General features: G+C 69.8%; 19 protein-coding genes. 11 read left to right on the forward strand and 8 right to left on the reverse strand.

Going from position 1 to position 20,224, the window contains the following annotated elements; translation table 11 throughout:
* Positions 1-46: 46 nt before the first annotated feature.
* The 4 genes from ACFY9I_RS34175 to ACFY9I_RS34190 all read left to right on the forward strand — a co-directional run bounded on the left by ACFY9I_RS34175 (position 47) and on the right by ACFY9I_RS34190 (position 6,756).
* Positions 47-784, forward strand: a complete 738-nt coding sequence (locus ACFY9I_RS34175) for a response regulator (RefSeq protein WP_391008703.1) — start codon at positions 47-49, stop codon at positions 782-784.
* Positions 785-853: 69 nt separating this feature from the next.
* Positions 854-2,005 carry an ATP-binding protein gene (locus ACFY9I_RS34180; RefSeq protein ID WP_391008706.1) on the forward strand — a complete coding sequence of 384 codons (1,152 nt, stop codon included), beginning with the start codon at positions 854-856 and terminating at the stop codon, positions 2,003-2,005.
* Positions 2,006-2,682: 677 nt separating this feature from the next.
* A complete protein-coding gene (locus ACFY9I_RS34185) occupies positions 2,683-6,486 on the forward strand; it encodes a multifunctional oxoglutarate decarboxylase/oxoglutarate dehydrogenase thiamine pyrophosphate-binding subunit/dihydrolipoyllysine-residue succinyltransferase subunit (RefSeq protein ID WP_391008709.1) in 3,804 nt (1,267 codons plus the stop codon).
* An 87-nt stretch (positions 6,487-6,573) separates the two neighbouring features.
* A complete protein-coding gene (locus ACFY9I_RS34190) occupies positions 6,574-6,756 on the forward strand; it encodes a DUF6104 family protein (protein ID WP_003961784.1) in 183 nt (60 codons plus the stop codon).
* A 74-nt stretch (positions 6,757-6,830) separates the two neighbouring features.
* Here ACFY9I_RS34190 and ACFY9I_RS34195 read toward each other — a convergent pair whose 3' ends face one another.
* Positions 6,831-7,685 (reverse strand): hypothetical protein, encoded by an 855-nt coding sequence (locus tag ACFY9I_RS34195; RefSeq protein ID WP_391008712.1) that lies wholly within the window; start codon positions 7,683-7,685, stop codon positions 6,831-6,833.
* Between the two features lie 396 nt (positions 7,686-8,081).
* Here ACFY9I_RS34195 and ACFY9I_RS34200 point away from each other — a divergent pair, with 396 nt between their 5' ends.
* A complete protein-coding gene (locus ACFY9I_RS34200; protein WP_391008715.1) occupies positions 8,082-9,170 on the forward strand; it encodes a helix-turn-helix transcriptional regulator in 1,089 nt (362 codons plus the stop codon).
* Positions 9,171-9,228: 58 nt separating this feature from the next.
* Here the strand turns inward: ACFY9I_RS34200 and ACFY9I_RS34205 are convergent, their stop codons facing one another.
* The 4 genes from ACFY9I_RS34205 to ACFY9I_RS34220 all read right to left on the reverse strand — a co-directional run bounded on the left by ACFY9I_RS34205 (position 9,229) and on the right by ACFY9I_RS34220 (position 12,632).
* Positions 9,229-9,813, reverse strand: coding sequence for a Clp protease N-terminal domain-containing protein (locus ACFY9I_RS34205; RefSeq protein ID WP_391008718.1), 585 nt, complete (start codon positions 9,811-9,813; stop codon positions 9,229-9,231).
* Positions 9,813-10,022 (reverse strand): HTH domain-containing protein, encoded by a 210-nt coding sequence (locus tag ACFY9I_RS34210; protein WP_257567058.1) that lies wholly within the window; start codon positions 10,020-10,022, stop codon positions 9,813-9,815. The genes ACFY9I_RS34205 and ACFY9I_RS34210 overlap by 1 nt, the downstream gene beginning before the upstream one ends.
* 123 nt (positions 10,023-10,145) lie before the next feature.
* Positions 10,146-11,111 carry a zinc-binding dehydrogenase gene (locus tag ACFY9I_RS34215; protein ID WP_391008721.1) on the reverse strand — a complete coding sequence of 322 codons (966 nt, stop codon included), beginning with the start codon at positions 11,109-11,111 and terminating at the stop codon, positions 10,146-10,148.
* 261 nt (positions 11,112-11,372) lie between these two features.
* Entirely contained in the window at positions 11,373-12,632 is a 1,260-nt protein-coding gene (locus ACFY9I_RS34220; protein ID WP_391008724.1) for a malic enzyme-like NAD(P)-binding protein, read from the reverse strand.
* Between the two features lie 608 nt (positions 12,633-13,240).
* On the opposite strand from ACFY9I_RS34220, the gene ACFY9I_RS34225 reads away from it, so the two are divergent.
* Genes ACFY9I_RS34225 through ACFY9I_RS34235 form a run of 3 tightly spaced genes read left to right on the forward strand, consistent with a single transcriptional unit; the run spans position 13,241 to position 15,943 of the window.
* A complete protein-coding gene (locus tag ACFY9I_RS34225) occupies positions 13,241-14,203 on the forward strand; it encodes a transporter substrate-binding domain-containing protein (protein WP_391008726.1) in 963 nt (320 codons plus the stop codon).
* A gap of 40 nt (positions 14,204-14,243) precedes the next feature.
* Positions 14,244-15,185, forward strand: a complete 942-nt coding sequence (locus ACFY9I_RS34230; RefSeq protein ID WP_391008729.1) for an ABC transporter permease subunit — start codon at positions 14,244-14,246, stop codon at positions 15,183-15,185.
* Positions 15,182-15,943, forward strand: a complete 762-nt coding sequence (locus ACFY9I_RS34235; protein WP_391008731.1) for an ATP-binding cassette domain-containing protein — start codon at positions 15,182-15,184, stop codon at positions 15,941-15,943. Before ACFY9I_RS34230 ends, ACFY9I_RS34235 begins: the two co-directional genes overlap by 4 nt.
* Positions 15,944-16,040: 97 nt before the next feature.
* Here the strand turns inward: ACFY9I_RS34235 and ACFY9I_RS34240 are convergent, their stop codons facing one another.
* Positions 16,041-16,799 (reverse strand): methyltransferase domain-containing protein, encoded by a 759-nt coding sequence (locus ACFY9I_RS34240; protein WP_391008734.1) that lies wholly within the window; start codon positions 16,797-16,799, stop codon positions 16,041-16,043.
* A 115-nt stretch (positions 16,800-16,914) separates the two neighbouring features.
* Here ACFY9I_RS34240 and ACFY9I_RS34245 point away from each other — a divergent pair, with 115 nt between their 5' ends.
* Complete coding sequence (locus ACFY9I_RS34245) at positions 16,915-17,544, forward strand: CGNR zinc finger domain-containing protein (protein WP_391008737.1); 630 nt, start codon at positions 16,915-16,917, stop codon at positions 17,542-17,544.
* On the opposite strand, the gene sodX is transcribed toward ACFY9I_RS34245, so the two are convergent.
* Positions 17,448-17,882, reverse strand: a complete 435-nt coding sequence (gene sodX, locus ACFY9I_RS34250; protein WP_391008937.1) for a nickel-type superoxide dismutase maturation protease — start codon at positions 17,880-17,882, stop codon at positions 17,448-17,450. The genes ACFY9I_RS34245 and sodX overlap by 97 nt on opposite strands.
* Positions 17,883-18,027: 145 nt before the next feature.
* Here sodX and sodN point away from each other — a divergent pair, with 145 nt between their 5' ends.
* Both sodN and ACFY9I_RS34260 read left to right on the forward strand, forming a co-directional pair.
* On the forward strand, positions 18,028-18,423 hold the full coding sequence (sodN, locus tag ACFY9I_RS34255) for a superoxide dismutase, Ni (protein WP_031140564.1): 396 nt from the start codon (positions 18,028-18,030) through the stop codon (positions 18,421-18,423).
* A gap of 101 nt (positions 18,424-18,524) precedes the next feature.
* Positions 18,525-18,872, forward strand: coding sequence for a hypothetical protein (locus ACFY9I_RS34260; RefSeq protein WP_391008741.1), 348 nt, complete (start codon positions 18,525-18,527; stop codon positions 18,870-18,872).
* Here the strand turns inward: ACFY9I_RS34260 and ACFY9I_RS34265 are convergent.
* Positions 18,824-20,176: a mucin-1 gene (locus ACFY9I_RS34265; RefSeq protein WP_391008744.1), complete on the reverse strand. Its 1,353-nt coding sequence runs from the start codon at positions 20,174-20,176 to the stop codon at positions 18,824-18,826. The two genes, ACFY9I_RS34260 and ACFY9I_RS34265, sit on opposite strands and share 49 nt — an antisense overlap.
* Positions 20,177-20,224 lie beyond the last annotated feature (48 nt).

The following is a 20,224-nucleotide window of genomic DNA, read 5'->3' on the forward strand; positions in this document are numbered from 1 at the left end:
CAAGGGATCACCCCACGGATTCCGGAAAGCAACACAGGGGCGGGCGATGGAGCAGACACACACCACCCACAACAGCACCACGGCGACGCCGGGCGCACAGCGCCGCGTGCTCGTGGTCGAGGACGACCCGACGATCGTCGACGCCATCGCGGCCCGCCTGCGCGCCGAGGGTTTCGTCGTACAGACCGCGTCCGACGGGCCGGCCGCGGTCGACACCGCCGAGGCCTGGCAGCCCGACCTGCTGATCCTCGACATCATGCTGCCCGGCTTCGACGGCCTGGAGGTGTGCAGGCGCGTCCAGGCCCAGCGGCCCGTCCCCGTGCTGATGCTCACCGCCCGGGACGACGAGACGGACATGCTGGTCGGGCTCGGCGTCGGCGCCGACGACTACATGACCAAGCCGTTCTCCATGCGGGAACTGGCCGCCCGCGTGCACGTCCTGCTGCGCCGGGTGGAGCGTGCCGCGCTCGCCGCCACCACGCCCCGCTCGGGCATCCTGCGCCTCGGCGAGCTGGAGATCGACCACGCGCAGCGCCGCGTCCGGGTGCGCAGCGAGGACGTGCACCTCACACCCACCGAGTTCGACCTCCTCGTCTGCCTCGCGAACACCCCGCGTGCCGTACTCTCGCGCGAGCAGCTGCTCGCCGAGGTGTGGGACTGGGCGGACGCGTCCGGGACGCGGACCGTGGACAGCCACATCAAGGCGCTGCGGCGGAAGATCGGCGCGGAGCGGATCCGCACGGTGCACGGCGTCGGGTACGCCCTGGAGACCCCGAACCCCTGACATCGTCGGCACTCGCACCGCGTGCGCAGGGCATACGCGGACACGTAGGCACAGGGGACTGGTGGCGTGATGAGCGGAGTCGGTGACCCAAGGTCGCGGAACCTCGGTGGCGCGCAGTCACGGAAGGGCGCGGGACCGCTCGGCGGTCTGCGCCCCTTCTCGATCAAGACGAAGCTGGGCGCGCTCGTCGTCATTTCGGTCCTGATCACGACGGTCCTGTCGATGATCGCGGTGCACACCAAGACGGAGCTGCGCTTCATCACGGTGTTCTCGATGATCGCCACACTTCTCATCACGCAGTTCGTGGCGCATTCACTCACCGCCCCCCTGGACGAGATGAACGCGGTCGCCCGGTCGATCTCGCGCGGCGACTACACCCGCCGGGTCAGTGAGAACCGCCGGGACGAGCTGGGTGACCTGGCTCACACGATCAATCTCATGGCCGACGAGCTGGAGGCCCAGGACCGCCAGCGCAAGGAGCTCGTGGCGAATGTCTCCCACGAGCTCCGCACACCCATCGCCGGGCTCCGCGCGGTGCTGGAGAACATCGTCGACGGTGTCACCCAGGCCGACCCCGAGACGATGCGCACGGCCCTCAAGCAGACGGAGCGTCTGGGCCGTCTGGTGGAGACCCTGCTGGACCTGTCCCGCCTGGACAACGGCGTGGTCCCGCTCCGCCGCCGCCGCTTCGAGGTCTGGCCCTACCTCTCGGGCGTCCTCAAGGAGGCCCAGATGGTCTCCTCCGCCCGCGGCGGCGTCGCCTCGGACTCCGGCAAGCACACGCGTACGGACGTGCACCTGCACCTGGACGTGCACCCGCCGGAGCTCACGGCGAACGCGGACCCCGAACGCATCCACCAGGTCGTCGCGAACCTCATCGACAACGCGGTCAAGCACAGCCCCGCCCACGGCCGCGTGACGGTGAAGGCCAGGCGCGGCCCCACCCCCGACTCCCTGGAGCTGGAGGTTCTGGACGAGGGCCCCGGCATCCCGGAGACCGAATGGCACCGCGTCTTCGAACGCTTCAACCGCGGCGCCGTCAGCTCCCCCCACGGCCCCGGCAGCGACGGCGGCACCGGCCTCGGCCTCGCGATCGCCCGCTGGGCGGTCGATCTCCACGGCGGCCGCATCGGCGTGGCCGAATCCCCCAAGGGCTGCCGCATCCAGGTCCTCCTCCCGGGCGTCCCGCCCCAGCCGGCCCAACGCCCCCAGCCGGTCTGAGCCCGCCGGGCGCGGCCGACCTCGGGACCTGGGTCTCGTCGGTGGGTACGGGGGGTGTGGTCGCTCGCGCGGCCTCCGCACCCCTGGACGGCCTCCCGGCCGATCGAAGGGCCGCAGGCCTCTTCTGGGAGCGCGGGGAACTGCGCGACCAGCCCCCACGAACCCGCACCCGCCGTCCAGCCGCGTCTCCCGCCCCCTCAAGCGCCCGATTGGGGTCGAAGGGGCGGCAGCCCCTGAGGACGGGAACGGGAGGGGCGGCGGGGGCGGAAAAATCCCGCAATACCCACATCACTCCTGGCTGAATCCCCCCACCATTGCCGAATATCGCTCATCCTCCCGGGGCTTACTTCTGTGCCAAGTTGACGTAAAGTTCGAACCGGAGCCACAAGATCCACGACAGGTTCGGCCAGCCGGACACGTGTGATCAGGTGCGTTCGAGCAGAGGGCCGCGTGCACATCCCCGCAGGCCCGCACCGACGCATGCCCCACCGGCCTTCCGCACACCCTTTCCAGACCGGAACCACGCTTGTTTCCCGCCATTTCCACCCCCGAAACACGCTTTCCAATGTGACTTACGCGACGATGGGCGGACTCGGCCTGACCTTCCCGGCCACGGAGGCGTAGCCTTAATTCCCGCTGTCCATCACCTTGTGAAGCGGAAGAGGGCGGTTGCCGCCGTGTCGCCACAGTCCCCCAGTAACTCGAGCATCTCGACCGACGCAGACCAAGCGGGTAAGAACCCCGCCGCGGCCTTCGGTCCGAACGAGTGGCTCGTCGACGAGATCTATCAGCAGTACCTCCAGGACCCGAACTCGGTAGACCGAGCCTGGTGGGACTTCTTCGCCGACTACAAGCCAGGGGCCGCTGCCGCCTCGGCTCCGGCGAGCACTGCGGCCACGGGGGCCGCAGCGACCACCACGCCCGCGGCGCCCGCCGCCCCGGCCCAGGCCGCTCCGGCAGCCCAGGCCGCCCCCGCCCCGGCTGCCCCGAAGCCCGCCGCAGCCCCGGCCGCGGCGAAGCCCGCGGCCGCGGCGCCCGCCAGGCCGGCACCCGCAGCGCCCGCCAAGCCGGCGGCCTCCGCCCCCGCGAAGCAGGCCGCGCCCGCCGCCGCCGACGGCCCGGAGCTGATCACGCTGCGCGGCCCCGCCGCCGCGGTCGCGAAGAACATGAACGCCTCCCTGGAACTGCCCACGGCCACGTCCGTGCGCGCCGTCCCGGTGAAGCTGCTGTTCGACAACCGCATCGTCATCAACAACCACCTCAAGCGCGCCCGGGGCGGGAAGATCTCCTTCACGCACCTGATCGGCTACGCGATGGTGCAGGCCATCAAGACGATGCCGTCGATGAACTGGCACTACGCGGAGAAGGACGGGAAGCCCACCCTCGTCAAGCCGCCGCACGTCAACTTCGGCCTCGCCATCGACCTGGTGAAGCCCAACGGCGACCGCCAGCTCGTCGTCGCGGGCATCAAGAAGGCCGAGACGCTGAACTTCTTCGAGTTCTGGCAGGCCTACGAGGACATCGTCCGCCGCGCCCGTGACGGCAAGCTGACGATGGACGACTTCACCGGTGTCACGGTCTCCCTGACCAACCCCGGCGGCCTCGGCACCGTCCACTCCGTGCCCCGCCTCATGCCCGGTCAGTCGGTCATCATGGGCGTCGGCTCCATGGACTACCCGGCCGAGTTCCAGGGCACGAGCCAGGACACCCTGAACAAGCTCGGTATCTCGAAGGTCATGACCCTGACCTCGACGTACGACCACCGAGTGATCCAGGGCGCCGCCTCCGGTGAGTTCCTGCGGATGGTCGCGAACCGCCTTCTCGGCGAGGACGGCTTCTACGACGACATCTTCGAGGCCCTGCGCATCCCCTACGAGCCGGTCCGCTGGCTCAAGGACATCGACGCCTCGCACGACGATGACGTCACCAAGGCCGCCCGCGTCTTCGAGCTGATCCACTCCTACCGGGTCCGCGGCCACGTCATGGCCGACACCGACCCGCTGGAGTACCGCCAGCGCAAGCACCCCGACCTGGACATCACCGAGCACGGGCTCACCCTGTGGGACCTGGAGCGCGAGTTCGCGGTCGGCGGCTTCTCCGGCAAGTCCCTGATGAAGCTGCGCGACATCCTCGGCGTGCTGCGCGACTCGTACTGCCGCACCACCGGCATCGAGTTCATGCACATCCAGGACCCCAAGCAGCGCAAGTGGATCCAGGACCGCATCGAGCGCCCGCACACCAAGCCGGAGCGCGAGGAGCAGCTGCGCATCCTGCGCCGCCTGAACTCGGCGGAGGCCTTCGAGACGTTCCTGCAGACCAAGTACGTCGGTCAGAAGCGCTTCTCCCTTGAGGGCGGCGAGTCGGTCATCCCGCTGCTCGACGCGGTCATCGACAGCGCGGCGGAGTCCCGACTCGACGAGGTCGTCATCGGCATGGCCCACCGCGGCCGTCTGAACGTCCTGGCGAACATCGTCGGCAAGTCGTACGCCCAGATCTTCCGCGAGTTCGAGGGCAACCTCGACCCGAAGTCGATGCACGGCTCCGGCGACGTGAAGTACCACCTGGGCGCCGAGGGCACCTTCACCGGCCTGGACGGCGAGCAGATCAAGGTCAGCCTGGTCGCGAACCCGTCGCACCTGGAGGCCGTGGACCCGGTCCTGGAGGGCGTCGCCCGCGCCAAGCAGGACATCATCAACAAGGGCGGCACGGACTTCACGGTCCTGCCGGTGGCCCTCCACGGCGACGCGGCCTTCGCGGGCCAGGGCGTGGTGGCCGAGACCCTGAACATGTCGCAGCTGCGCGGCTACCGCACCGGCGGCACGGTCCACATCGTCATCAACAACCAGGTCGGCTTCACCGCGGCCCCCGAGTCGTCGCGTTCCTCGATGTACGCCACGGACGTGGCGCGCATGATCGAGGCCCCGATCTTCCACGTGAACGGCGACGACCCGGAGGCCTGTGTCCGCGTGGCGCGTCTGGCCTTCGAGTTCCGCCAGGCCTTCAACAAGGACGTGGTGATCGACCTCATCTGCTACCGCCGCCGCGGTCACAACGAGACCGACAACCCGGCCTTCACCCAGCCGCTGATGTACGACCTGATCGACAAGAAGCGTTCGGTGCGCAAGCTCTACACCGAGTCCCTGATCGGTCGCGGCGACATCACCCTGGAAGAAGCCGAGCAGGCGCTGCAGGACTACCAGGGCCAGCTGGAGAAGGTCTTCACCGAGGTCCGCGAGGCCACCTCGCAGCCGACGTCCGGCGAGGTCCACGACCCGCAGGACGGCTTCCCGGTCGCGGTGAACACCGCGATCACGGCGGAGACGGTCAAGCGCATCGCCGAGTCCCAGGTCAACGTCCCGGACCACATCACCGCCCACCCGCGGCTGCTGCCGCAGCTGCAGCGCCGGGCGGCCATGGTCGAGGACGGCACCATCGACTGGGGCATGGGCGAGACCCTCGCGGTCGGCTCGCTCCTCCTGGAGGGCACCCCGGTCCGCCTGGCGGGCCAGGACTCGCAGCGCGGCACCTTCGGCCAGCGTCACGCGGTGATCATCGACCGCGAGACGGGCGAGGAGTTCACCCCGCTGATGTACCTCTCCGAGGACCAGGCGCGGCTGAACGTCTACAACTCCCTGCTCTCCGAGTACGCGGCGATGGGCTTCGAGTACGGCTACTCGCTCGCCCGCCCCGAGTCCCTGGTGATGTGGGAAGCCCAGTTCGGCGACTTCGTCAACGGCGCCCAGACGGTCGTGGACGAGTTCATCTCGTCGGCGGAACAGAAGTGGGGCCAGACGTCCGGCGTCACCCTGCTGCTCCCGCACGGTTACGAGGGCCAGGGCCCGGACCACTCGTCCGCCCGCCCGGAGCGCTTCCTCCAGATGTGCGCGCAGAACAACATGACGGTCGCCATGCCGACCTCCCCGTCGAACTACTTCCACCTCCTGCGGTGGCAGGTGCACAACCCGCACCACAAGCCGCTGGTCGTCTTCACCCCGAAGTCGATGCTGCGCCTCAAGGCCGCCGCGTCGAAGGCGGAGGAGTTCACGAGCGGCCAGTTCCGCCCGGTCATCGGAGACGCGTCGGTCGACCCGGCCGCCGTCAAGAAGGTCGTCTTCTGCGCCGGCAAGGTCTACTACGACCTCGACGCCGAGCGGCAGAAGCGCGGCGTCACGGACACCGCGATCATCCGCATCGAGCGGCTGTACCCGCTGCCGGGTGCCGAGCTCCAGGCGGAGATCGGCAAGTACCCGAACGCCGAGAAGTACCTGTGGACCCAGGAAGAGCCGGCGAACCAGGGCGCCTGGCCCTTCATCGCCCTCAACCTGATCGACCACCTCGACCTCGCGGTCGGCGCGGACGTCCCGCACGGCGAGCGCCTGCGCCGTATCTCCCGCCCGCACGGCTCGTCGCCGGCGGTGGGTTCCGCGAAGCGGCACCAGGCCGAGCAGGAGCAGTTGGTGCGCGAGGTGTTCGAGGCGTAACCGCTCTCGACGCCATCCGTACGCGGCCGGGCCGCACCCTCGCGCGGGGGTGCGGCCCGGCCGTTTTCCCGCACTTATCCTTGACCCATGTACTTCACGGACCGTGGCATCGAGGAACTGGAGAAGCGGCGCGGCGAGGAGGAGGTCACCTTCGAGTGGCTGGCCGAGCAGCTCCGGACGTTCGTGGATCTGAATCCGGACTTCGAGGTGCCGGTGGAGCGGCTGGCGACGTGGCTGGCGCGGCTGGACGACGAGGACGAGGACGAGTAGCCGCCCGAGGGTCCACTGCCGGCGGTCGTGACGGGGCGGTCAGTCGTGACAGGACGGCGGTCGTGCCGGGGCGGTCAGTCGCGCGGGTGGGACAGGTCGTACAGCAGGCTGAGGGTGCCGTGGGTGATCAGGAGGCCGCCGGCGGTGAGCCAGCCGGCGCTTCTTCGGTGCACACCCCAGGCCGTGAGCGGCAGGCCCACGAGGAGCTGTGTGGTGGCGAGGGCGCGGGCCCCGGGAGTGCCGGCCCAGGGAAGCCAAGGCCCCAGCCGACCGCGTTGGAGGGCGTCCGCTTCCGTGCGGACGGCTCCGCGCCGGCCGGTCCGTTCGATGCACTGGACGTCCGGCTGGACGCGCGCGACCTCGCGCAGGCGGTCGGCGGGTTCTCCCGGCGTGAGACCCGCGGGGAGGGCAACTCCGGCACGGGCCAGGACGGCGAGGAGTCCCAGCAGGCGGGCACGGGCGTCCGCCGCCGGGTCGGGCCTCGTGAGGTCGTAGAGGGACGGGGTGTCGAGGACCGGGTCCAGGCCCAAACGGGCGGCGAAGGTGCGCATGGCCTCGTCCTCGCCGACCGGGGTGCCGTTCGCGAGCCATACGTAGCCGACGGTGCGACGGAAGCCGGCGGCCAGGGTGCAGCCACCGCGGTCGGCGTCCCACCACAGGGCCAGTACGGGCCAGGGGGCGCCTACGGCCAGGGCGGTGGCCCAGCCGGTGAGGACACGGTCGACGGGCTCCCCGCCGTGCAGCCAGGGCTTCCCCTCGGGCACGAGGACGGCCCAGCCCGGGCCCGCCGGGGCGAGCAGCATGCGTTCGCGGAGCAGTTGGGCGACGGGGGCGACGGCGTCGGGACCCGCCCGGCAGAGCAGCAGCGCGCCGGGGGCGGCAGCGGTGGGCCGGGGGCCCCGGGGTCCCTGTGGGCGATCCGTCGACATACCCCCACGCTAGGGCGTTTTGTCCGTATGCATCCCACAGGATCACCAGAACGGGTGCCTTGACTTTCCGTTACCGAGATATATCGTGAATTACGGAAGACGCGATAGTGCGCGTATTACGTGTTCCGTCCTGTCGGGTTGTCGAGGAGGTCAGCGCCGTGTCCGAGTGGCCCATAGCCGCGTCCGGCCAACACCCTCCTCCGCATGCCCCCGGCGGAGGACGCGCCCTGGGAAGAGGACCCGGGAAACGGCCACCTGGGAGCGACGGCGGGCACAGCGCAACGCGTCCCGCTTCCGGCGCCTCCGCCGGCACTCCCGTCGACACTCCGCCCACCGACAGCGACGTGGCCGACGGTGGCACCACCTCTCGCACGACCGACAAGAAGGTGCTCTGACATGCCTCCCGTCTTCGCCCACGGACGCCTGCGGCTGTATCTGCTGAAGCTGCTGGACGAGGCGCCACGCCATGGCTACGAGGTGATCCGGCTACTGGAGGAACGCTTCCAGGGGCTGTACGCGCCTTCGGCCGGCACCGTGTACCCGCGCCTGGCCAAGCTGGAGGCCGAGGGCCTGGTCACCCACACCACCGAGGGCGGCCGCAAGGTGTATGCGATCACTGACGCGGGCCGCACCGAACTGGCCGACCGCAGTGGCGAGTTGGCCGACCTGGAGCTGGAGATCCGCGAGTCGGTGGCGGAGCTGGCCGCCGAGATCCGTGCCGACGTACGGGGCGCGGCGGGCGACCTCCGCCGCGAGATGCGGGCGGCGACCTCCGAAGCGCGCAAGGACGACGGGACGGGCGGCGGCGAGCAGGGACCGTTCGGGGAGCCCGGGGCGTACGCCGACAACGAGTCCTGGCGTGCCGCGAAGGAGGAGTTGCGACGCGTCAAGCAGGAGTGGAAGGAGCAGGCCCGGCGCGCCAAGGACGAGAGCCGACGCGCCCGCGAAGAGGCCCAGCGGGCCCGCCGCCAGGCCAAGGAGGCACAGGAACGGGCCCGTACGCAGGCCCAGGAGGAGCTGCAGCGCATCGCCAGACGGGTCCAGGATCACGTCCAGGACCACTTCACCCGGGGCGACTGGCCGACGGGGGTGCGCGAGGGGCTGACCGAACTAGCCAAGGAGTTCGGCGAGTTCGGGAAGGACTTCGGAAAGGAGTTCGGCAAGGACTTCGGCTTCGGGCGCACGGGGGCGACCGGGACGACCACAGGCACGACCGCAGGCACGAGCACGGGCGCGGGTCGTGAGCCCGAGTACTCGACGACCCCCGAGGACTTCCCTGCCGACTACGAGCCCGCCTGGGTGCACGAGGCCCTCACGGGAGACCCGGCCCGCGATCTCGACCGCCTCCTGGACCGCTTCCGGGACGACATCCGCGACGCGGCCCGCGACCACGGCGTGACAGAAGCCCAACTCCGCGACGCCCGCCGCCACCTGTCGACAGCGGCGGCCCACATCGGAGCGACCCTGAGAACACCCAAGGCGTAGGCGGGCTACGGGCTACGGGCTACGGCGCCACACAGGCCCCCGCCCCCGCCTCCGGCTCTCAGCCCGCCTTCGCCTCCCCGGCGCCGTACAGCACCCGCTCCAGCCCCTCATACGTCACCCCATGATCCGCGAGGACCTCCGCGGGGAGGCCGGGGCGGACGGTGAGGGCGAGGAGGAGGTGTTCGTCTCCGATGTGGCGGTCGCGGTGAGCGTGGGCGGCGCGGAGGGACCGGGTGAGGACGTCCTTGGCGTCGCGGGTGAAGGGTCGGTGGCCCGAGAGGAGGCCCCTCCTCTTCCGCTCACCGTCTCCGCCGCCCCGCCGGAAGGCCAACGCACCGGCGCCGTGGGCCTCTTCGACACGGCCGACGATCTCCGACAGGTCGATGCCGAGCCCGGAGAGGGCGTCCGCGTCGGCGCGGGAGAGGCCGCCCCGACGGCGGGCTTCGGCGAGCGCCCGCTCCACGGAGCCCCGCAGGTCGGCCGGCCCCAGCGCGTCCAGGGCGAACGAGGCGCGGCCGGCCTTTCGGTCCAGCAGGGAGAGGAGGAGGTGCTCTGCCGTCACCTCGTGCGCGTGGGTCCGTTCGGCGTGGTCGACCGCGCCCAGGACCACGGCCCGGGCGTCTTTCGTGAATCGTTCGAACATCAATGCCTCCCGTACTTCTTGTGGACGGCCTGCCTGCTGACTCCGAGTTCCGTGGCGATCTCCTGCCACGACCAGCCCTGGTTGCGCGCACTGCGCACCTGCACCGACTCCAACTGCTCCAGCAGCCTCCGCAGCGCGGCGACGGCCCGCAGCCCGACCCGGGGGTCGCGGTCGCCCGCACGCTCGGCGAGATCCGTTGCTTCGGTCATACCGTCAACTTACGTTGACATCCTCGTCACGTCAACCTCAGTTGACATGACGACGGCCGGCCCGGAATCCGGGCCGGCCGTAACGCGGAAAACCCCCAACATCCGTACGGAGTACGGAGTCGGTCAGGGAGTGGTGAGCACGATCTTGCCGAACTGGTCGCCCGCCGCCATGCGTGCGAAACCCTCGCGGGCGCGGTCCAGGGGCAGCACCTCGTCGATGACCGGGCGGATGCCGGTCGCGGCGCAGAAGGCGAGGAGGTCTTCCAGTTCGTCCTTGGTGCCCATGGTGGAGCCGACGACCTTGAGTTCGAGGAAGAAGATGCGGGTGAGTTCGGCGTGGGAGGGGCGGTCGCCGCTGGTGGCGCCCGAGATGACGAGGCTGCCGCCGGGGCGCAGCGACTTCACCGAGTGGGACCAGGTGGCAGCGCCGACGGTCTCGATGACCGCGTCGACGCGCTGCGGCAGCCGGGCCCCCGACTCCAGCGCCTCCACCGCGCCCAGTTCCAGGGCCCGCTTGCGCTTGGCCTCGTCCCGGCTGGTGGCGAAGACCCGAAGGCCGGCCGCCTTGCCGAGCACGATCGCGGCGGTGGCTACACCGCCGCCGGCGCCCTGGACGAGGACGGAGTCGCCAGGGCGTACGCCCGCGTTGGTGAAGAGCATGCGGTAGGCGGTCAGCCAGGCCGTGGGGAGGCAGGCGGCTTCTTCGAAGGAGAGTTCGGCCGGCTTGGGGAGCACGTTCCACGTGGGGACGGAGACGAGTTCGGCGAAGGTGCCCTGGTAGCGCTCGGTGAGGATCGAACGGGGTTCCCCGGGGCCGACACCGTGGCCGGTCTGGCCGATCACCGAGTGCAGGACGACCTCGTTGCCGTTCTCGTCGACACCGGCGGCGTCACAGCCGAGGATCATGGGCAGCTTGTCCTCGGCGAGGCCGACGCCACGCAGGGACCACAGATCATGGTGGTTCAGCGAGGCGGCCTTCACCTTCACGGTGGTCCAGCCCGGCCTGGGCTCCGGTGCCGGGCGGTCGCCCAACTCCAGTCCGTTCAAAGGTTGGTCACGGTCGATGCGGGCGGCGTAGGCAGCGAACATGCGCCTGACCATAGGGGGACGCCGGGGGCGATGGAACCGAAGACGACTGTGACACGCGTCCCGTCGCCCGGACTTCGGCGAGCAAAAGGCACGGGGCGCAGCCCTTGCCTTTTGAGGAGCGCGGGGAACTGCGCGACCAGCCCCACCGGACCCGCGCATGGGGGTCGAAGGGGCGCAGCCCCTTGAGGATGGGACGGGTAGGGGCGGCGGGGGCGAAGAAAACGCCCCCGCCGCCCCGCCGCCCCTACCCGTCCCCAGGGCTCAGCGTCGAGCGACACCCTCCGCCCGAGCCGCCGCCGCGACCGCCGCGGTCACCGCCGGAGCGACCCGCTCGTCGAACGGCGACGGAATGACGTAATCGGCGGCCAGATCGTCCCCGACGACCGACGCCAGCGCCTCGGCCGCCGCGATCTTCATCCCCTCGGTGATCCGGGAGGCCCGCACCTGGAGGGCGCCCGCGAAGATGCCCGGGAAGGCCAGGACGTTGTTGATCTGGTTCGGGTAGTCGGAGCGCCCGGTCGCGACGACGGCCGCGTACTTGTGGGCGACGTCCGGGTGCACCTCGGGGTTCGGGTTGGCCATGGCGAACACGAACGCGTTGTCGGCCATGGAGGCGACCGCCTCCTCCGGGACCGTACCGCCGGAGACGCCGATGAAGACGTCCGCGCCCGCGAGGGCGTCCTCCAGGGAGCCTGAGATCCCGGCCCGGTTGCTGAGTTCGGCGAGCTCGCGCTTGACCGGCGTGAGGTCCTCGCGGTCCACGGAGACGATGCCCTTGCGGTCGGCGACCGCGACATCGCCGAGACCGGCTTCCAGCAGCATCTTGGCGATGGCGACACCCGCCGCGCCGGCTCCCGAGATCACGGCGCGCAGGTCGCCGAGCCCCCGGCCGGTCAGCCGGGCCGCGTTCCGCAGCGCCGCCAGCGTCACGACCGCCGTGCCGTGCTGGTCGTCGTGGAACACCGGGATGTCGAGGCGCTCCTGGAGCCGCTTCTCGATCTCGAAGCAGCGGGGCGCGGAGATGTCCTCCAGGTTCACACCGCCGAAGGAGGGCGCGAGGCGGACCACGGTCTCGATGATCTCGTCGACGTCCGTGCAGGCGAGCGCGATCGGCACCGCGTCGACGCCGCCGAACTGCTTGAAGAGGATGGCCTTGCCCTCCATCACGGGGAGGGATGCCTCGGGGCCGATGTCCCCGAGACCGAGGACCGCCGTACCGTCCGTCACGACGGCGACGACGGAGGACTTCCAGGTGTAGTCGTTGACCAGTTCCGGCTGCTCGGCGATGGCGGTGCACACCCGCGCGACGCCGGGCGTGTAGGCGAGGGACAGGTCGTCCTTGTCACGGATCGGCACGGTGGCCTGCACGGCCATCTTGCCGCCGCGGTGCAGGGCGAAGGCGGGGTCGAAGGAGTCCACGGAATTGAGAGGCTCCCCGCCTCCCTCCTGACCCGTACTGCCGTCGCCGCTGCCGCTGCCGCTGCCGGTGCCGGTGCGAGGATTGACAATCTCCGCTGCCACTTTTGTTACCCCTTAGGTCTTTATGGTTTGAGGGTGACCGCTCCCGGTTCGGGGGCGGGCGGGCACCGCGTAAGTCCCAGGTCACCGATGCGTATGGCGACACGTACGGGCTCAGACGCGACGGGCGCGCCGCACACGCGCCCTGGGCCCCGGATGAGGGGTGTAAGGAACCTTCTTACCGGACGGACGGCGCCGGCGACGAGTCCACGCCTGTTCATACCTCGAAGGTCACAACTCGAAGGTCATTTGAAGACGATCACGGGTCGTTCGACTCTTCGACGGATGGCGGGACAAGTCCGAGCAAGTCATGACAAGTCCTGTACGACCATGTGTACGGAGATCAGGGCCGATCGCATCCTGAGATGCGCCGAAGATCTTCCGGCCGGAAGGAGGGATTCCCGCACAAGATCCGGCGCGATCGGCTGGTCCGCAGCGGTTCGTGGGTCATTCGGGGGTCACCCGTTATCCGATTTTGACATGGCCGGTCATCTGATTGCACATGCCCGAATGGCAAGATGCCGTAATCACACGAGGTCGCCACACTCGAAGACGCGTGTGAACCGTCGACCTGTCGGCAACTCCACACCACCCCGCCGGAGGAACCCACCATGACCGCAAGCACCACCCGTCGTACGACCGGCCTGCGCTCCCGGACAGCCGCGGTCGGAGCGATCGCGGTCGCGGGCGCCCTGCTGCTCACCGGCTGCGGTGACCAGACCAAGAAGGACAACGGTTCCGAAACCGCCTCCACCAACGCGGCCCCACTGGCCGACAAGCTTCCCGCGGCGCTCCGCGACAAGGGCGTGATCAACGTGGGCTCGGACATCGCCTACGCGCCGGTGGAGTACAAGGACGCCTCCGGCAAGGTCGTCGGCATCGACATCGACATCGCGGCCGCGATGGGCAAGCAGCTCGGCGTGGACTTCAAGTTCCAGAACGCCACCTTCGACACCCTCATCGGTGGTCTGGCGGCCAAGCGGTACGACATCGCGATGTCGGCCATGACCGACACCAAGGACCGCCAGGAGGGCATAGACGCCGACACCGGCAAGAAGGTCGGCGCCGGTGTGGACTTCGTCGACTACTTCACGGCGGGTGTCTCGCTGTACACCAACAAGGGTGACGACCAGGGCATCAAGACCTGGGACGACCTCTGCGGCAAGACGATCGCCGTGCAGCGCAACACGTTCTCGCACGACCTCGCCAAGGACCAGGCGAAGAAGTGCAAGGACGACAAGAAGAAGGCGCTCAAGATCGAGGACTTCGCCACCAACCCGGAGGCCGAGACCCGGATGCGCTCGAAGGGCGCGAACGTCGTCTCCGCCGACTACCCGGTCGCCGCGTACTCGGTGAAGACCTCGGGCGGCGGCGACTACTTCGAGATCGTCGGCGACCAGGTCGAGGCCGGCCCCTACGGCATCGCCGTCGCCAAGGACAACAACGAGCTGCGTGACGCGCTGCAGGCCGCCGTCCAGGCGATCATCGACAACGGCGAGTACGAGAAGATCATCAAGAAGTGGGGCGTCGAGGACGGCGCGGTCACCGAGGCCAAGATCAACGGCGGCTCCTGATTCGCGGCTCGGTTCTGCTCGGTTCTGAAAGGCTCCACCCGTGACTGTTGACGTCAGCAAGACGGACGGTCCCTCGGACACTCCCCCCGCCGGCCCGGAGGCCATCAAGGCCATCCCCGTCCGGCACCCGGGGCGTTATGTGTCCGCGGCCATCGCGCTCGCTCTCCTCGGCTCCATCATCTACGCGTTCGCGCAGGCGGAGAAGATCAACTGGGGCGCGATCCCCGACTACTTCTTCGACGACCGCATCATCGAGGGCGTTCTGAACACCCTCCTGCTCACCGTGGTGTCCATGGTGATCGGCATCGTCGGCGGCATCCTGCTCGCCGTGATGCGGCTGTCCAGGAACCCGGTGACCTCGTCGATCGCGTGGTTCTACATCTGGTTCTTCCGCGGTACGCCGGTCCTGGTCCAGCTCTTCGTCTGGTTCAACCTGGGCCTGGTCTTCGAGTACATCAACCTCGGCCCGATCTACAAGGACTACTGGTCCTCGTTCATGACGCCGCTGCTCACGGCGCTGCTCGGTCTCGGTCTCAACGAGGCCGCGTACATGGCGGAGATCTGCCGCGCCGGTCTGCTCTCGGTCGACGAGGGCCAGACGGAGGCGTCGCACGCGCTCGGCATGAGTCACGCCAGGACGCTGCGCCGGATCGTCATCCCGCAGGCCATGCGCGTGATCGTGCCGCCCACGGGCAACGAGGTCATCAACATGCTGAAGACCACGTCGCTCGTCTCGACGGTGCAGTTCGTGGATCTGCTCAAGGCGGCCCAGGACATCGGCCAGGGCTCGGGCGCCATCGTGGAGATGCTGTTCCTCGCCGCCGCCTGGTACCTGATCCTCACCAGCGTCTTCAGCGTGGGGCAGTACTACCTGGAGCGGTACTACGCGAAGGGCTCCACCCGGTCCCTCCCGCCGACGCCGGTCCAGCGTTTCAAGGCGGCCGTGCTGCCCGTGCGCCGTCCGAAGGGAGTCTCGGCATGACCGCCATGGTGAAGGCCGAGGGCATCCACAAGTCCTTCGGCCCCGTAGAGGTCCTCAAGGGCATCGACCTGGAGGTACAGCGGGGTGAGGTGTTCTGCCTCATCGGCCCGTCCGGCTCCGGCAAGAGCACGTTCCTCCGGTGTATCAACCATCTTGAGAAGATCAACGCCGGACGGCTGTACGTCGACGGCGAGCTGGTCGGCTACCGCCAGAAGGGTGACAAGCTGTACGAGCTCAAGGACAGCGAGGTCGCGCTCAAGCGCCGTGACATCGGCATGGTGTTCCAGCGCTTCAACCTCTTCCCGCACATGACGGCCACCGAGAACGTCATGGAGGCGCCGGTCCAGGTCAAGGGCGTCAGCAGGGCCCAGGCCCGCGAGCGCGCCCTCGAACTGCTCGACCGGGTGGGCCTCGGCGACAAGGCCGGCAACTACCCGTCCCAGCTCTCCGGCGGCCAGCAGCAGCGCGTGGCGATCGCCCGTGCGCTGGCGATGGAGCCGAAGCTGATGCTCTTCGACGAGCCGACCTCGGCGCTCGACCCGGAGCTGGTCGGCGATGTCCTCGACGTCATGCGCGACCTCGCCGAGTCCGGTATGACCATGGTCGTCGTCACCCATGAGATGGGCTTCGCCCGCGAGGTCGGCGACAGCCTGGTCTTCATGGACGGCGGTGTGGTGGTCGAGTCCGGCAACCCCCGTGACGTACTGACGAACCCGCAGGAGGAGCGCACCCAGTCGTTCCTCTCGAAGGTCCTCTGACCGGTACACCCGCGAAAGCGCGCAGAAGGGGCGGTACGGGATCTCCGTACCGCCCCTTACTCGTGCCACGACGACCCAGCGCTTCACCCGCGAGCGGCTACTTCAGCGCCAGCACCAGCGAGTCCGAGGGCGAGCACCACACCGCGCGGGCCTCGGCGAAGCCCTTCTCGCGCAAGACCCGTGCGTGCCAGTCGACGCTCTGGATGTCGCCGTCGGCGTGCTCGCCGTAGATCTCGAAACGGCGGGCCGTCGGCGCGGCGAGGACCGGGTCCCGGGCCGCGAGCCGCCACCACTGCGCCCAGTCGACGACGCCGGCCGCCTTGTCCCGTTCCCTGCCCGCGTGGCGGTGCGCGCTTTCCGCCGCGTTGATCCGGGGCGTCGTCTCGTCGATCATGTGGTCCGCGTTCATGAAGACACCGCCGTCGCGGACGAGTTCCGCGACCTGACCGTAGAGGACGGCGAGGGGTTCGCTGTGCAGCCAGTGCAGGGCTGTGGCCGTCAGGACGGCGTCGTACGAGTCGTGCGGCAGCCGGGCGGTCCAGTCGGGGTCCTTGAGGTCGGCGGTGACGAAGGTGACCCGCCGGTCGCCCTCGAACGTGCCCTCGGCGATGGTGAGCAGCGCGGGGTCGAGGTCGACACCGGTACTGACGGCCTTCGGAAACCGTTCGAACAGCCTGGACGTGATGGAACCCGTACCGCACGCGAGGTCCAGGACGCGGGGCTCCGGGCCGACGAAGGCCTCGACCATGTCCAGCATCACCCGGAAGCGCTCCTCGCGGTCGGGCAGGTACCACTCCTGCTGCCGGTCCCAGCTCTCCTGCCAGGCGTGCCAGTCGGTCCCGGTCGTGGTGGTCATGAGGCCCCTTCCTCCGCGTACCGCTTCTCCCCCAGAGCGCGTAATACCCTGTATGTACGAGCACCCGTTACTCGCCCCGCACCACGACGATAGAACGCCCCGGTAAGGACTACAAGTGGAACTGGCCTATTACTCGGACTACGCCGTACGGCTCGTGAACAGCGAGGAGCCGCTCCGGGGCAAGGACACGCTCACCGCGGTCGAGGCCGTGCGCGACCTCTTCGACGGCAACCAGTCGGCCGCGCGGCGCGCGACGGACGCCGACGTCACCCGGTTCCGCTCGGTGCGGGCCCGGCTGCGCTCGGTGTTCGAGGCCGCGGACGGCGGGGACGAGACCCTCGCCGTGGACCTGCTGAACTCGCTCCTGCTGGAGTTCCCGGTGAGCCCGCAGATCTCGGGGCACGACTTCCGGGACGACGACGGCCGCCCCCTGTGGCACATGCACCTTGCGGACCATCCTTCGAACGCGACCGCCGGCTATGCCGCCATCGCCGCGATGGGCCTCGCCTTCCACCTCACCGAGTACGGGGTCGACCGGCTCGGCCTGTGCGAGGCGGCGCCGTGCCGCAACGCCTACCTCGACACCTCCACCAACCGCTCCCGGCGCTACTGCTCGGACCGTTGCGCGACCCGCGCCAACGTGGCCGCCTACCGGGCGCGCAAACGCCTGGAGGCGGACCGCTCGCCGAACACCGGACGGGCCGCCGAGAGCGCCCAGCGGACGAGCGCCAACGGCGAGCGCTGACCCTCGGGCCTGGGCCGGTACCGGAAGCGGACCTTGCCGAGGACCAGTTCGTCGGGGACGACCCCGTAGTCCGTGCTGTCACCGCCCGCGTAGGCGTTGTCCCCGAGCACCCACCAGCCGCCGTCACGCCGGTCGGCGGCCCGTTTGACGACGAGCAGGTCCTGCTGGAAGGGGTGCCGCAGCACGACCACGTCACCGACGCCGAGGCGTGCCCCATAGTGGACGATCAACTGATCACCGTGGCGCAGCGTCGGAATCATGGAGGGGCCCGTGACCTCGGCCACCCCGAAGGGCAGGAGGGCCCTCCCGCGCTCGCTCTCCTGCGACGGCTCCGGCATCCCCGGCACCTCCCCGGTCCGTTCCTCCACCAGTCCCAGTGTGACCCCGGACTTTTGTCCTAAGCCCATGGGGGCACTCGCGTAAAGCTCTCTCGTAGGGAGTAATGTCCCACCTGAGAAGACGATCACGAGGAAGGAATGCTCCATGCTTTCCCGCCTGTTTGCCCCCAAGGTCAAGGTCAGCGCGCACTGCGACCTGCCCTGCGGTGTGTACGACCCGGCCCAGGCCCGCATCGAGGCGGAGTCGGTGAAGGCCGTGCAGGAGAAGATGGCCGCCAACGACGACCCGCACTTCCAGGCTCGCGCGACCGTCATCAAGGAGCAGCGCGCCGAGCTCGCCAAGCACCACGTCTCGGTGCTCTGGAGCGACTACTTCAAGCCCCCGCACTTCGAGAAGTACCCGGAGCTGCACCAGCTGGTCAACGACACCCTGAAGGCCCTCTCGGCCGCCAAGGGCTCCACCGACCCGGCGACGGGCCAGAAGGCGCTCGACTACATCGCCCAGATCGACAAGATCTTCTGGGAAACCAAGAAGGCCTGACCCGGGCTCTCTCGATCGCACCCGGTCCGTTTGCCGCCGTCCCGCACGGCGGTGTGACGGGCCGGGTGCGGTTGTTTTCGGGGCGGGCGGAGAATCGACCCATGACCGCTCCTCTGCCGCCCGGCCCGTTGATCCGTTCCATCGCGCGGGACGTCGCGCGACGGATGGCCGCGGAGCAGCGGTCGACCCACGCCCTGCGGTCGGTTGTCGGGTTGGTGGACGCGGACGAGGACGACCTGGCTTTCGACCATCTGGTCCACGTCGTCGCGCACCACCGGTTCCCGGTCCTCCGGTCGGAGTACGACCGGCTCCTGGCCGTGGCCGCGCGGCTGGGCGAGGTGGAGTGGTTCGTCGGGATGGGCATCGAGCGGTTGGTCGAGGCGGAGCAGGGAGCAGTGGGTCAGTTCCCGGCGGGGCCCGGCCATATCGCCGACGCGTCGTCACGGTAGGGGTCGGGGAGGTGAAGGGGGCGGACGGGGACGGTTCGCGGCCGACCCTCGGACATCGCCGTCCAGGGGGACGGGTGGCCGGAGTAGCAGAGGCTCGTGAGAACGAAGACGCCGTCGGCGTAGACCTCGACGTACTCACCGATAGTCAGGATGCGCAGGGACGTCGGGGGTTCGGCGAGGACGGTCTCGTCGAGGGGGGTGTCGTCGGGGCCGGAGACGCGGAGGTTCTTGCCGTCGCAGGTCACGGTGAGGACCGGGTGGGCGGAGCCGGGGACGGTCGTGCGCAGGGCGACTTCCACGGGGCGGCCGGAGACCTCGATATCGCCCACGGCATGGAGGGCGGGTGCCTCGGTCGACTCGCCCAGCCAGGCGTCCAGACCCGGCCACCATGCCAGGTGGGGAGCCGAATCAGCCGGTAGGACAAGGGACTTGGGCTGGGCGAGCATGCCGCGGCAGCGGTCGCCGCTGTCGGTGAGTCCGACGCGGCGGGGGGTGGTGTGCAGGACCACTCGGGAGCCGTCGGGGGCGGGGATCACGCGCGGGGCGTAGGCACCCGTGGGCCCGAGTGGGCCGCGCCGGGTCCAGGGGCCGCGCAGCCTGGGGGCCGTCCACGCCTCGAAGCCCCGGCTCGCGCCGATGGAGCCGAGCAGGAGCCACGTCCCGTCGTCGAGGCGTTCCAGGACCGGGCATTCGAGTTCGTCGACGTCGCCGGGGGAGATCAGCGGGGGGTGGACGGTCCAGTGCTCCAGGTCGGCGGAGGTGGCCAGGGCCACGCAGCCGCTGACCTCCACGGGCAGCGAAGCGTCACTCGCGCAGACGACCATCGCCCAGCCGTCGCCCTCGTCGTCGGGGACGACGAAGGGGTCGCGCCAGCCCATGCGGTCGGCGGTGCGGTACCAGCGGGGGTCCGCCTCGACGACCGGCGTCGTGCCGTGCCGGCGCCAGCCGGTGCCGTCGGTGCGGTGCGAGTACGCGAGGCCGACGGACTGGAGCGGCCAGCCCGTTGGTGTGAGCCCGCTCACACCGGTGTAGAACATGGCCATCCCGTCGCCGTGCCGGAAGGGGTGCATCGTCCACACGGCCTGCTGGTCGAAACGGCCGGGCGGGCCGTTGCCGAAGGCGGTGCCCTCGGGCCGCCAGTGGATCAGGTCGGTGGAGGTGGCCCGGCCGTAGGAGGTCTCCATCCGCAGATGGTCGAACTCCGTGGTCCAGGGGCCCTGGAGATGCAGCACGGCGTAGGTGCCGTCGTCGTCACGGAGCAGGGCGAAGTCGTTCACGCAGAGCCCGGGCGGGGCGTATCGCATGCGCGGTTCCTGTCGGCTCGGAGCGCCCAAACGCGTGCGCTGACCATG

The sequence above is a fragment of the Streptomyces sp. NPDC012510 genome (genome assembly GCF_042955065.1).
Lineage (GTDB): Bacteria > Actinomycetota > Actinomycetes > Streptomycetales > Streptomycetaceae > Streptomyces.